The sequence below is a fragment of the Streptomyces saintjeani genome, assembly GCF_055409605.1.
Map to the genome: position 1 here is coordinate 310,902 of NZ_CP189624.1, position 12,340 is coordinate 323,241.

General features: G+C 71.9%; 13 protein-coding genes and 2 pseudogenes. 8 read left to right on the forward strand and 7 right to left on the reverse strand.

The features are described 5' to 3' along the window. Window positions 1–194 precede the first annotated feature (194 nt). The 3 genes from ACQCO7_RS01450 to ACQCO7_RS01460 all read left to right on the forward strand — a co-directional run bounded on the left by ACQCO7_RS01450 (window position 195) and on the right by ACQCO7_RS01460 (window position 2,596). On the forward strand, window positions 195–1,694 hold the full coding sequence (locus ACQCO7_RS01450; RefSeq protein WP_464070020.1) for an MFS transporter: 1,500 nt from the start codon (window positions 195–197) through the stop codon (window positions 1,692–1,694). Window positions 1,695–1,777: 83 nt separating this feature from the next. After that, on the forward strand, window positions 1,778–2,347 hold the full coding sequence (locus tag ACQCO7_RS01455; protein WP_464070021.1) for a TetR/AcrR family transcriptional regulator: 570 nt from the start codon (window positions 1,778–1,780) through the stop codon (window positions 2,345–2,347). A 33-nt stretch (window positions 2,348–2,380) separates the two neighbouring features. Further along, a complete protein-coding gene (locus tag ACQCO7_RS01460; protein ID WP_464070022.1) occupies window positions 2,381–2,596 on the forward strand; it encodes a hypothetical protein in 216 nt (71 codons plus the stop codon). Window positions 2,597–2,718: 122 nt separating this feature from the next. Here ACQCO7_RS01460 and ACQCO7_RS01465 read toward each other — a convergent pair whose 3' ends face one another. Beyond that, on the reverse strand, window positions 2,719–3,813 hold the full coding sequence (locus tag ACQCO7_RS01465; RefSeq protein WP_464070023.1) for a 4Fe-4S binding protein: 1,095 nt from the start codon (window positions 3,811–3,813) through the stop codon (window positions 2,719–2,721). 165 nt (window positions 3,814–3,978) lie between these two features. On the opposite strand from ACQCO7_RS01465, the gene ACQCO7_RS01470 reads away from it, so the two are divergent. Next, window positions 3,979–5,442, forward strand: coding sequence for a competence protein CoiA family protein (locus tag ACQCO7_RS01470; RefSeq protein ID WP_464070024.1), 1,464 nt, complete (start codon window positions 3,979–3,981; stop codon window positions 5,440–5,442). Window positions 5,443–5,462: 20 nt separating this feature from the next. Here ACQCO7_RS01470 and ACQCO7_RS01475 read toward each other — a convergent pair. Together ACQCO7_RS01475 and ACQCO7_RS01480 are read right to left on the reverse strand one after the other, a co-directional pair. Next, window positions 5,463–5,896 (reverse strand): annotated as a pseudogene (locus ACQCO7_RS01475) (maleylpyruvate isomerase mycothiol-dependent enzyme family protein); the annotation flags it as partial. Further along, window positions 5,889–6,254 (reverse strand): annotated as a pseudogene (locus ACQCO7_RS01480) (peptidoglycan bridge formation glycyltransferase FemA/FemB family protein); the annotation flags it as partial. The pseudogenes ACQCO7_RS01475 and ACQCO7_RS01480, both read right to left, overlap by 8 nt. A gap of 149 nt (window positions 6,255–6,403) precedes the next feature. On the opposite strand from ACQCO7_RS01480, the gene ACQCO7_RS01485 reads away from it, so the two are divergent. From ACQCO7_RS01485 to ACQCO7_RS01500, 4 genes are all read left to right on the forward strand, one after another. Next, a complete protein-coding gene (locus tag ACQCO7_RS01485) occupies window positions 6,404–7,486 on the forward strand; it encodes a sensor histidine kinase (protein ID WP_464070025.1) in 1,083 nt (360 codons plus the stop codon). 67 nt (window positions 7,487–7,553) lie between these two features. After that, window positions 7,554–8,111: an alpha/beta fold hydrolase gene (locus ACQCO7_RS01490; protein WP_464070026.1), complete on the forward strand. Its 558-nt coding sequence runs from the start codon at window positions 7,554–7,556 to the stop codon at window positions 8,109–8,111. Between the two features lie 19 nt (window positions 8,112–8,130). Further along, window positions 8,131–8,301 carry a hypothetical protein gene (locus ACQCO7_RS01495; protein ID WP_464070027.1) on the forward strand — a complete coding sequence of 57 codons (171 nt, stop codon included), beginning with the start codon at window positions 8,131–8,133 and terminating at the stop codon, window positions 8,299–8,301. 196 nt (window positions 8,302–8,497) lie between these two features. Continuing rightward, window positions 8,498–8,641 carry a hypothetical protein gene (locus ACQCO7_RS01500; RefSeq protein WP_464070028.1) on the forward strand — a complete coding sequence of 48 codons (144 nt, stop codon included), beginning with the start codon at window positions 8,498–8,500 and terminating at the stop codon, window positions 8,639–8,641. Here ACQCO7_RS01500 and ACQCO7_RS01505 read toward each other — a convergent pair. The 4 genes from ACQCO7_RS01505 to ACQCO7_RS01520 all read right to left on the reverse strand — a co-directional run bounded on the left by ACQCO7_RS01505 (window position 8,633) and on the right by ACQCO7_RS01520 (window position 11,883). Beyond that, complete coding sequence (locus ACQCO7_RS01505; protein ID WP_464070029.1) at window positions 8,633–9,394, reverse strand: class I SAM-dependent methyltransferase; 762 nt, start codon at window positions 9,392–9,394, stop codon at window positions 8,633–8,635. The two genes, ACQCO7_RS01500 and ACQCO7_RS01505, sit on opposite strands and share 9 nt — an antisense overlap. A 62-nt stretch (window positions 9,395–9,456) precedes the next feature. After that, on the reverse strand, window positions 9,457–10,521 hold the full coding sequence (locus ACQCO7_RS01510; protein WP_464070030.1) for a DUF475 domain-containing protein: 1,065 nt from the start codon (window positions 10,519–10,521) through the stop codon (window positions 9,457–9,459). Between the two features lie 94 nt (window positions 10,522–10,615). After that, window positions 10,616–11,281: a lanthionine synthetase LanC family protein gene (locus ACQCO7_RS01515; RefSeq protein WP_464070031.1), complete on the reverse strand. Its 666-nt coding sequence runs from the start codon at window positions 11,279–11,281 to the stop codon at window positions 10,616–10,618. A 260-nt stretch (window positions 11,282–11,541) separates the two neighbouring features. After that, the gene (locus tag ACQCO7_RS01520) at window positions 11,542–11,883 is read right to left on the reverse strand and encodes a hypothetical protein (protein WP_464070032.1); all 342 of its coding nucleotides are present in this window, start codon (window positions 11,881–11,883) and stop codon (window positions 11,542–11,544) included. Window positions 11,884–12,340 lie beyond the last annotated feature (457 nt).

Below are 12,340 nucleotides of genomic sequence, written 5' to 3' on the forward strand. Positions count from 1 at the left end.
GACCCAGCAGGGGACGGTCATGTCCGCACGAGGCGAAACCGATCGGTTCCCGCCAATGGTAAACCGATCGGTTTCTTCGCACAATCCCTGGCCGCCACCAGCACTTGCATCATGGAAACCGATCTGTTTACCTGAATGGAAACAGATCGGTTTCCGGCCATTGGCCGGTCCGCGCCCAGCGACCAAGGGGAAAAGTGAGTACCACCTTCGACCGCGAGGCACCCGCCTCCGGAAAAACAGACCCGGGCCGTCGCGGCTCCCACGCCGTGCGCTGGTTGGTACTCGCCGTACTGGGCACGGCGCAGCTCATGGTCACGCTCGACGCGACCGTGGTGAACATCGCACTGCCCGCGGCGCAGCACGACCTCGGCTTCAGCGACGGCAGCAGGCAGTGGGTCATCACGGGATACGCCCTGGCGTTCGGCAGCCTGCTGCTGCTCGGCGGCCGGCTCGGCGACCTCTTCGGCCGCCGCACCACCTTCCTGACCGGCCTGATCGGCTTCGCGGGCGCGTCCGTGCTCGGCGGCGCGGCGGGCAGCTTCGAGGTCCTCGTCGCGGCGCGTGTGGCCCAGGGGCTCTTCGCCGCGCTGCTCGCACCCGCGGCGCTCTCGCTGCTCAGCGTGACCTTCACCGAACCGGCCGAGAGGGCGAGGGCCTTCGGCGTCTTCAGCGCGCTGGCCGGTGCCGGGGGCGCGGTCGGGCTGCTGCTCGGCGGCATGCTCACCGAATGGGCGTCATGGCGCTGGGTGATGTACGTGAACGTCGTCTTCGCGGGCGTCGCACTGGCCGGCGCGCTGCTGTGGCTGGCCAAGCCGGCGATCACCAAGCGGCCCCGGATCGACGTTCCCGGCACCCTCGTGGTGAGCGCCGCGCTGTTCGCCGTCGTCTACGGGTTCGCACACGTCGAATCCACCAGCTGGACCGACCCGGTCGCCCTCGGCTCCATGATCGTCGGCGCGGTGCTGCTCGCGGTGTTCGTGTGGCTGGAGTCCAGGGTGGCGCATCCGCTGCTGCCGTTGCGGCTCGTGCGGGACCGGACCCGCGGTGGTTCGTTCCTGGCGGTGTTCGTCGTGGGCATGGGGATGTTCTCGATCTTCCTGTTCCTCACCTATTACCTGGAGGCCAGCCTCGGCTACTCGCCGATCAAGACCGGGCTCGCGTTCCTGCCGATGGTCGGGGGGATCGTCGCCGCGGCGACCACGGCGCCCGCGCTGCTGCTGCCCAGGGTCGGCCCGAAGGTCGTGGTCAGCGCCAGTTTCCTGGTCGCCGCGACCGGTATGGCCCTGCTGAGCAGGCTTGAGCTGGACAGCGCCTACGCCGCCCACATCATGCCCGGCATGATCCTGCTGGGGCTCGGCCTCGGCGGGGTGATGACCACCGCGTTCCAGGGTGCGACCGCCGGTGTGCACCACGAGGACACGGGCGTCGCGTCGGCGCTGATCAACACCGGTCAGCAGGTGGGCGGCTCGATCAGTACGGCGCTGCTGACCACCGTCGCGTCGTCGGCCGCGAGCGACTACCTGTCCTCGCACAAGGCCGGCGCGCTGACCGCCGCTCAAGCGGGGGTCGAGGGCTACACGGCCACTCTGGCGTGGGGCGCCGGGTTCTTCGTGGTCGGCGCGGTGCTCGCGGCGATCCTGATACCGAACACGGCGCTGGCGCCGTCGGAGGGCGAGCCCGTGATCGCCCACTGAGTCCGCATCGCTGCGCGGCACCTGCGATAAAGCTCATAAACCGATCGGTTTCCATCTCGGTGGAATCGCGTTAACCTCGCAATATGACCACCGAAGTGAAGCCAAGCCCCAGAGAGCGGCTGCTGGAGGCGGTAGCCACGCTCACCTACCGGGACGGCGTCGGTGTCGGCGTCGACGCACTGTGCAAGGCGGCGGGAGTGTCGAAGCGCTCCCTGTACCAGCTGTTCGAGACCAAGGACGAACTGCTGGCGGCGAGCCTGGAGGAGCGTGCCTCCGCCTTCGTGGCGTCGCTCCTGCCCGCCGCCGACGACGGCCGTTCTGCCCGCGAGCGGATCACGCACGTCTTCGAGCAGGTGGAACTCCAGTCGGGCGCGCCCGAGTTCCGCGGCTGCCGGTACCTGGCCGTACAGATCGAGCTGAAGGACCGGGATCACCCCGCCAGCAAGGTGGCCCATCGGATCAAGGGGAACCTGACGTCGTTCTTCCGGTCCGAGGCCGAACGAGGCGGCGCGGGTGACCCCGGTCTGCTGGCCCGCCAGCTGATCCTCGTCTTCGACGGCGCCAGCGCCCGTGCGGGCATCGGCGCCGACAGCCTCACCGGGCTCATCACCCCCACGGTCACGACCCTCCTCGACGCGGCGGGCGTGCGCTGAGGTTTCAGGGGCGGTTGCCGAAGCGCCGCCGCTGTGCGATTTCGGCGTCACGGGCAGACGGCGGAAGCGGCTTCGGACGTGTACTTCTACGGCCTGACCGAGAAGGCCGACCTCACCCTGGCGGACGCGGGGCTGCCGGCGACTCCCCCGGGCGGTCAGAGGTCGCTCAGCTTCTCGGCCGGCGACGCCGGGCACCCTGGGCAGCAGCACCACGACATCCGGCGGCGGAGGCGCAGCGGCTGCTGGTGATGGCGATGCGGGGGATCGCGCCGCAGCCGTAGCCGGACCGGCGGTTCGATGCGGGGTGCGTCCGGCGTGTGCGTACGCCGTCGGGGCTCGGGTTCCCCGGCTTTGCCGTCGGGACCGGCCCGTCAGGACGACTCGGAGCGTTTCGCCGGGGGCTGCCAGCCGCCGGTGACCTCCTTGACCGGCTTGTGGGGGAAGCGGCGCCGGGCGTACTCCTGCGCGTGGGAGCCCGGCAGGACGTACAGCGTCTCCGTCTTGTCCTGGAGGGGGCGCAGCACGGTGTCCATGAAGTTCTTGCGGTCGTCCAGGTAGGGACCGAGGACGTCCTCGCCGCCGGGGCAGACCGCGAGGCAGTAGCCGGACTTGTAGCCGGGGGGCGAGGAGAGGCTCTGCCACATCGAGGCGCTCTCGGAGTCGGTGACCCGGGAGCGGTAGTCCGCGGCGTCCTCGCTGTCGGCGACGGTCTGCACCCAGTCGGTGAACCCGCTCATGAACTCACGGTAGTTGTGCGTGGCGCAGGCCAGTCCGTCGAACGCGCCGCCCTTGTCGATCGCGCCGACCGGGCAGACGGCGACGCACAACTTGCAGTCGATGCACGGGTTGTAGTCCAGCTCCCGTCCGTACTCGCCCACTTCCGCGTCGACCAGGACGGTGGCCAGCAGTACGAAGTTGCCGAACTTCGGGTGGATGACGTTGCGGTGCAGCCCCATCACGCCGAGTCCGGCGGCCACCGCGACCGTCTTGTGCGCCACGACCCAGATCCGGCCGGGGTACCGGTCCATCTCCTGGGGGAACGCGGCCGACGGGTTCAGCGCGCGATGCCCGGCGTCCTGCAACGCCCGCGTGACGGCCCGCGCGGCGTGGTTGGCCTGCTCGTCGGTCTGGTGGAACTCCTGGTTGGCCACGCTCCGCGCCGGGGAGCGGCAGTTGTCGCGGTTCATCCGGAACACCATGGCGATCAGGGTGCGGGTGCCGGGCAGCGCGCCGAGCACGTGTTCCCGTTCGCCGGCCAGGTCCGGGTGGTCCAGGCTCACCGCCGCCGCGTCGTCCGCGCCGGACGCGAGGCACAGCTCCCGCAGCCAGGCGGCGTCGATCACCTTCGGCGGGTTCGCGACGTCACCGGCCTCGCGCCGGGCGAGCAACGCCTGTACGGAGGGGTGGGCGGCCAGTTTCGCCGGAAGCCTGGGTTCTGTCGGATCGGTATCGCGTACGGCAGTCATCCGGCGCTCCTTGTCCGTCTCGCGGCCCGCCCGAGCAGCGAGAAACCGATCAGTTTGCATCACCGTAAACTGATCGGTTTCCGCACGCAAGGGCCCGCCACGGCCTGAGGCGATGTCAGTGCCCCGCGCCATACTGGCCTCACCGACCGACAGGGGGAGGCCGGCGTGGCGTTCAGGGCCGTGCACGCACAGTGGGGAACCGTCTTCGCGCACCTGCCCGATCTCGGGTGCGGGCGCAGTTGGGAGGCGGTGTGGAAGAGCCGGCCGCCCGCGCCGATCACCTGCGACGAGTGCCACCACCCCATGCACGCGAAGACCTCCCGCACCGGCCTACGGTTCTTCGCCCACGCCCCCGGCGCCCCCACCTGCGCGCTCGGCCTGGAATCCGTCGCCCACCATCTCCTCAAGCTCGAACTCGCCACCGCCGCCCGCGACGCCGGCGCCCACGCCGAACTCGAAGTCCCCGGCCCCGACGGCGCCTGGCGGGCCGACGTCCTGGCCACCGACCCCGCCGGGACCTGGAGAACGGCCCTCGAAGCCCAGCTCGCCCCGATCACCGGCACCGACATCGCCGCCCGCACGGCCAGGATGCGCGCCGACGGGGTCGCCTCGATCTGGTTCAGCGACCGGCCGCGCCCGCCCTGGCTCGGCGCTGTCCCGTCCGTGCGCCTGGAGCGGCCCGAGGGGAGCACGGAACTGGCCGCCGCCGAAGGGCTGGTGAAGTTCACCGGCCGGGGCTGGAGCGCCGTTCCGGCCCCGCTCACCCAGTTCCTCGGCTGGGCGTTCGCCCGCCGGATCGTCACGCACACGCCGCGTATCCCGCTGCCGTACCCGCACAGGCCGCTCGTCACGGTGTGGACGGCGCCGCAGTACGTCACCGCCGAGGACGTCCATCTCGCCGAGGAAGAGCGCCGCCGGCGCGAGCGCGAGCCCCAACTCGCCTCGCTGCGAGCGGCCCACGACAAGAAGCGGGACGAGATACGCGCCAAGAACGCCGCCTCCCGCGCGAAGGCCCTGAGCGCGGCGACCGCGGCCGAGCAAGCCGCCCGCGCGACCGGGGACGGGCGGCTGCGGGAGGCCGCCGTCCGCTTCCGTCCCGGCATCGGCCCGGCCCTGGCGAAACTCGCCGACGAGTACGGCGTCACCGCGACCGTGGGCTTCAGCACCGGCGATCCCCGGTACGCGGGCGGCGTCCCCCTCGTCGACGAGGACGGTGTCACGGCCGCGGTCTTCGACCCGGACCCCGGGCGGGTTCTCGGCCGCTCCTTCCGGCTCCTGGCGGGCCTCCTCCTGATCTTCCCCGGCCGGACCGGCCGGCAGCGCTTCGAGAAGGCCATGCGGCGGACCAGGTACAGGCCGGTCGACGGCTACCGGACCGCCTTCGTCGACGCCCCCGCCCTCTCGCAGCCACCCACGCCCCGCGCCCCCGCGTGCATCTGCGCCACCCCGCGGCTCGTCGCGAGAATCCAGAACGCCGAGTACCCCGCCGAGCCGAGTGACCGGATGGGCCCCGGCACCGCACTCTTCCGAGCCCGGTGCGGGGCCTGCGGCGGCAGATACGAAAAACCCTGGTGCCGGACCGGCGACGTCCCCGTCAACCCGGGCGGAGACGCTCGCCGAGGAGCGTAGGCGGGTCTACGCCTCTGGGCTCACGCACGCGAGCGGCATATCGCCGCCGTATCCAAAAGGGACAGCGCGGGCCCGGTCACCTCCGGGCCGTCGCCGGTCGACACCTCCGCGTCGGTCGCCGTGAGGCGGAGGGGCCACGCGTTCCTTCGCGCCGCCGAAGGACACCGGGGTGCGGCCTGGAGGCGGAGCGCCCTGACGACGGCGTCCCGGGGTAGCCGCGGGTGAGGTCCAGCGGGCGGCGGATGTCCTCGCCATGGACGATCTCCTCGACGAGCCGGCTGTCGGGGGGCGCCGGAGGGACCGGCGTCCGTGAGGCCACCTGCCGGAGCCGGGCCAGCGTCTCCCCCGGTGAGGCGCCGCGCTCGCGCGTCACCCCGTACGCGTTCTGGCGGTCGAAGTCGAACCGTGCCCGAACGAGGCCGGCCACGAAGCCGAGACGCGTCGTGCGGGCCGAGGCGGACGGCGAACGCGCCGTGCGTCTTGAGGTACGCCGCCGGCGGGTCGAGCCGCGCGGCGGTGTCGCCCGTCCAGTCGATGACCGGGTCCTCGGGCAGGTAGGCGAGCGTGTAGCGCTCCAGCCTCGGCACCGGGCGGTGCGGGACGAGCCCGGCGCCGGCCAGCCGCCGGCCGTCGTACCAGCCGAGGGACTCGCCGCGCCACTCCGTCTTGACGCGGCCCCAGGCCAGAGTCCGGAGGAAGCTGGCCGAGCGCTGGGCCCGGACGAACGCCAGGTGGTCGGCGGCACTGATCGGGCCGACCGTCAGGCTTCCCCGGCGGGGGGCGGTTCGGCTCGCTGGTTCGCTGGAGGACATTCGCCCAGTCAAAGGCGCGCGGCGTTGTCGGCGCGTATGCGGTTTCCGATATGCCGACGATATGCGGCGGACCGTAGCGTGGGGTGGTCGTCGCCGGAAAGCCGGAAAGCCGGAAACCCAGAGAGCCGGAGAGCCGGAGAGGGAGGACCGTGGACAGGGCGCCCGGACCGAGTGTCCGGCTCAAGCTGACCCTCAGCTATGCCGGATTCCTCATGCTCGCCGGTGCCTTGCTGCTGGGCGCCATGGGGGTGTTCCTCCTGCGGGAGGGGTGGTTGCAGACCAACGAGAAGGGGGCGTGGCGGGCCACTCCGGGCACCGTGTTCGTCAACGGTTTCGCGCCCATGGCAGCCGCCGTCATGGCGTTCCTGCTGGTGTTCGGGCTGCTGGGGGGATGGGTCCTCGCCGGCCGTATGCTCGCTCCCCTGGCCCGCATCACCGGCGCCACCCGCACGGCGGCCACGGGGTCGCTCGCGCACCGCATCCGGCTGCCGGGCCGGCAGGACGAGTTCCGTGAACTCGCCGACGCCTTCGACGCGATGCTCGCGCGGCTCGAAGCGCACGTCGACGAGCAGCGGAGGTTCGCGGCCAACGCCTCGCACGAACTGCGCACCCCGCTGGCGATCTCGAAGTCACTGCTCGACGTGGCCCTCGCCGACCCCTCGCACGACACCGGCGAGGTCCTCGGCCGCCTCCAGGCCGTCAACACCCGGGCGATCGCCCTCACGGAGGCGCTGCTCCTGCTCGGCCGCGCCGAACGGCGCTCCTTCACGCGCGAACAGGTCGACCTGTCCCTCATGGCGGAGGAGGCCACCGAGACGCTGCTCCCGCTCGCCGAGAAGAGCGGCGTGACCGTCGAGACCCTCGGCGGCGTCACCCCGACGAGCGGGTCACCGGCGCTTCTGCTGCAACTGACCATGAACCTCGTGCACAACGCGATCGTCCACAACCTGCCCGAGCGGGGCACCGTGCGGGTCACGACCGGCGTCCGTGCCGGGAGCGCGGTGCTCACGGTCGAGAACACCGGCGCCCGCCTCGGTACGGAACTCGTCTCGACCCTCACCGAGCCGTTCCAGCGCGGCACGGAACGCGTCCACGCCGACCACGCGGGCGTCGGCCTCGGCCTGGCCATCGTCAGAAGCATCACCGAGGCACACGAGGGACGGCTCACCCTCACCCCTCGTCCCGCCGGGGGCCTCCGTATCACTGTGGAGTTCCCTCCGCCCTGTTCCTGAGGCGCCGCGCACGTTTACCACGGGCCTGCGGGGAAAGATCGCCCTCTCCGTCGACCTATGGAGAGACATGACCGTCGTATTCGTCCACGGCGTACCCGAGACCGGAGCGGTCTGGGACCGGCTGCGCCGCCGCCTCGACCGGGAGAGCATCGCCCTGCACCTGCCGGGATTCGGCACCGGGAGGCCCGCCGGGTTCGGTGGCGGGAAGGACCGTCACGCCGAGTGGCTCGCGGCGCGGCTGCGGGAGGTACCGGGGCCGGTCGATCTCGTCGGGCACGACTGGGGCGCCCTGCTGACGTACCGGGTGGTCACGGCGTACGACGTACCGCTGCGGAGCTGGGCCGCGGACGTCGCGGGTGTCCTGCACCCGTCGTACGTCTGGCACGCCCTCGCGCAGATCTGGCAGACCCCCGGCGACGGCGAGGCGTGGTTCGACCGCCTGTTCGCGACGCCGTACGACGCTCCCGGCAGCATCGCCGGGGTCCTGCGGGCCCAGGGGGTCCGGGAGGCCGACGCGCGGTCCCTCCAGGAGGGGATCGACCCGGTGATGGGGCGCGAGATCCTCGACCTGTACCGGTCGGCGACGCCGAACCTGTACGCCGACTGGGGGGGCCGGGCTGCGTGAGACGTCGGCTCCCGGTCTGGTGCTGCGTCCGGCCGGGGATCCCTACGACGACCGGGATGCGGGGGCCGAGGTGGCGCGGATGCTCGGCGCGGGGGTGCGGGTTCTCGACGGGGTCGGGCATCAGTGGATGCTCCAGGATCCGGAGCAGGGGGCTGACGCGCTGTGCGGGTTCTGGGACGCGGTCGGGTGACACGTCGTCCTTGATGCCGGTGTGGTGCTGAGCCGTCGCCGCTCGTCCTGGCGCGTGCCTGTGCCGGACGGCGTCGATCTCGTCGCCACGTACGTCGCAGGCCGCCGGTTTCAGCCCGGAGACGGCCGCCGAGGACGCCCGTCCGCTCCGTCCCGGGCTGGGCCCCTGGCAGGCGTTCGCCGCGCTGTTCCCGACGGTGACCGCGACCGGCGTCCCCAAGGCCCCGGCCTCCTCCCTCGTCCGCGCCCTCGACGCGGCGCTCGTCCTGCGCACGGTCTTCCCGCAGGACGGCCGCTACCGGCGCCGGGATCGTCCGGCAGCCGACGGCCCGTCAACCTGACAGCCGGGCCTTCCAGATCTCGTCGCTCGGCCATTGCCGGGCCCAGTCGGCGGAGACCTCCGGGTAGTCCCGCGCGTGCTGAGGTGCCTGGATCTCGATCAGGTCCTCGACGACGAAGCCGCAGGATCGCAGCAGACGGAGCATCTCGCCGTGCGGCAGGATGAACTGCGTGTGGTTCCCCTGGTCCAGTCTCGTCAGGCCGAACTGGCTGCGGGACAGGGTGGTGGTTGCGGTTTCCTCGGGCCGTGCGCACAGCGCGAACAGCGGTGAGTACTGCGAGAACACCAGCCGGCCTCCGGGGACGAGGAGCCGGGCCGCCTCCGGGATCCAGACGTAGGGGTCGCACCACAGCGAGGCGCCGTACTCGCTGATCGCCAGGTCGAACGTGTCGTCCTCGTACGGCACCTGCTCGGCATCGCCCAGGACGAGGGGGAAGTCGATGCCGAACTCCGCCTGCATCGCGCGAGCGGTGGCGAGCTGCTTCTCCGAGAGGTCGATCCCTACGGGGTGGGCGCCGGCTCTGGCCAGCCATGCGGAAACGTAGGCGGTACCGCAGCCCAGTTCGATGGCGCGCATCCCGTCGATGCCGTCGGGAAGCACGCGGGCCTGCGACTCGGGGGTGCCCCACAGTCCCCAGGACGGTTCCGCCTGCGCCCAGTGGTCCCGGGCGAGGGGACCGTGCCACGCAGCCGCCTCGTCGTCCCAGAAACGCCGGTTCCGCTCCACATGATCTGCCGGGCCGTCATGAGTCATGGAGGCATTCGACCGAAGGCGCCGCTGGGCCGGCAACGGAATTTCCGCGTACTCGCCCGGCCCTACGCCACCGCCGGCTCCCGGTTCCGCCGTACCGACGACCAGAACGAGCTCCCGATGAGGACGACCCCCACGAGCCCGGTGACGATGTCGTTGATCTCGTACTGGATGGTGACCAGCAGCAGCACCGCGAGGGCGCCGATCGCGTAGTGCGCGCCGTGCTCCAGGTAGACGTAGTCGTCGAGGGTGCCCTGCCGGACCAGGTAGACCGTCAGCGACCGGACGTACATCGCGCCGATCCCGAGGCCGAGGGCCATCAGGACGATGTCGTTGGTGATGGCGAAGGCGCCGATGACCCCGTCGAAGGAGAACGACGCGTCGAGGACTTCGAGGTAGAGGAACATGAAGAACGCGGCGCGTCCGGCGAGGGCGAGCGGGGAGCCGGGGGACGGCTGGTCCTCCTCTTCCTCCAGCCGGTTCTCGAAGAAGCCGGAGAGCCCGCCGACGACCAGGTACGTGACGAGCCCGGCGATGCCGGCGACGAGGACGGTCTGGGCCTTGTCGGCGTGGGCGCCCCCGTGCTGGTGGGCGTGGGCGGCGAAGGTCATGGCGGTGACCAGCAGGGCGCCGAGGGCGACGCAGACGGACAGCGCGTCGACCTTGCCGAGTCTGGCGAGGGGGCGTTCCAGCCAGCGCAGCCACTGGATGTCCCGTTCCTCGAAGATGAAGTCGAGGAAGATCATGAGCAGGAACATCCCGCCGAACGCGGCGATCGCCGGATGCGCGTCCGTGACCAGCTGCTGGTACCGGTCCTTGTCGGTCAGCGCGAGGTCGACGGCGTCGTACGGATTCAGCTTGGCGGTCATCGCCACGATGACCACGGGGAACGCGAGCCGCATCCCGAACACCGCGATCAGTACGCCCACCGTGAGGAAGATCTTCTGCCAGAAGGCGTTCATCTTCTTCAGGACCCCGGCGTTGACGACCGCGTTGTCGAACGACAGCGACACCTCAAGCACGGCGAGGATCGCGACGACCCCGAGAGCCGACCAGCCCCCGTACAGCACCCCCGCGACCAGCCCGAGCACGGTACAGGCGAACGCCCATCGGAAGGTTCTCAGCACCACGGCCACTCACTCCTGTTGTCGACGCCCGTTGTCTATCACGATCACACCAGGCGCCTCTGGCCGGAGGGCGGACGCGGAGTGAGGGAGTCGCGCATCAGGCCAACAACAACGCCCCGTCCCACGACGTCGCCGGAACACCCCCGGTCGCGTACGTGTGCAGCGCCAGCGCGATCCCGGCGGCCCCTTCCAGCAGTCCGGGCCGGTCGAGGGGACGGTCGGCGAGGTGGTGGTCGTACCGGTAGGCGAACGGTGCTTCAGGAGTGAACCCGTCGATCACCCGAGCAGCCAGCCCGTCCGCGAGGCGCAGAAGGCCCGGGTCCCTGCTGTCGTGCGCCATCCGCAGCGTGATCTGGAGCATCCCCGCCCACCCGTGGCACAGCACGGAGTCGATGGTCAGTTCGTCGCTCGCGGCGTCCACCGCACCGGCCAGAGCGGCACATGCCTCGGCGCACCAGTCCCCGCGCCCCAGCGCGAGGCCCGCGAGCTGGACGGCGCGGGCCGTGCCGACGGTGCCGTAGCACCAGGAGTCCCGCCCGCGTTCCGGGAGTTCACCGCCGTCCAGGTGGGCCCGGGTGATCAGGTGCGGCCAGTACCCGTCGGGCGTACGCCACCGCGTCAGCAGCGCCGTGATCCGCTCGACGGCCTCGGCGTGCCTGCCCGCCAGGCGAGGGCGAGCAGCGCGAGGGGACCGGAAATCCCGTGCGCGAGGCCGAGGTTGAGGTGTTCGGGGAGTCCGTGGTCGAGGCCGTCGGTGATCCACCAGCCGTTCTCGGCGGTCGCGGCGGCCACGAGGGCGGCGGAGAGGTGGGCGTGGACCTGGGCCGCCGGCCGGTGGGGTTCCGTGTGGAGGAGGGCGATCGCGGGGTGGCCGTCGGAGAGGCTCTGGGGGTGCCAGACGGGCTGGGGGGGGCGCCGGGGTAGCGCATGAGGTTGTCGGAGGCGAAGGTCACGGCCGCCACCCGTTCGGGGTCCGTGAGCCGGTCGGCGATCTCGGCGGCGATCCGGGCCGCCGCCTCCCGGTCAGTGGAGGTCGACGCGGGTGACGGCACGGATGCCCTCCAGTTCCTCCAGCAGACGGCGTTCGGACGCGGGCAGGCCGTGGACGCGCACGGTCTCCCCCGCCGCGAGCCGCTCCACCAGCGCGGGCACGGTGCCGGACACGACGTGTCCGCAGGCGGCGATCCGGCCGTGCCCGGTGAGGAGGGGCGCGCAGGCGTGTACGGCGGTGTCGTCGCCCAAAGGGCGGGGTGCGGCCGGTGGTTCGGTGGGCCAGAAACCGCCCGCCGACGCGACGCTCAGGGCGAGGTCGGTGGCGCGGTCGGTGAAGGCGTCCTCGCGCAGGAGGCCGGCGAAGGCGGTCACGGCGTCGTCGAGGGCTGCGGGGAGGGCGTCGTGGCGTCCGCCTGGGCCGGCGTCGGGGGTGAACAGGGGTGCGGAGGCGGTCGGCCTGGTGCCCGGAAGAGGTCCTTGACCTCGTAGTACGGCCGGTGTTCGCGGCGCGGGACGCCGACGTTGACGCTGGTCGCGGGGGCGATGCCGGTGCTCTCGCCGACGCGGTGGTAGCGGGCGGGCCAGTACAGGAGGTCGCCGGGTCCGCCGCTCAGGGTCGGTACGCCGCCGGGGTCGGCGATCTCGGCGGGCGGCGGCCCCTGGCGCTCGTCCCACAGCCCCTGGATCGCTTCGCGTACGGCCGGTCAGCACGTACACCAGCGCCGTGAACGCGGTCCGCTCATCTCGCGGAGCGGTCCCACCGCCCTGTGGTCGGGTGGCGGTTCACGCCTTCGGTGGCATGTGCTCCCCAGGCGGCGAGGTTCTCCAC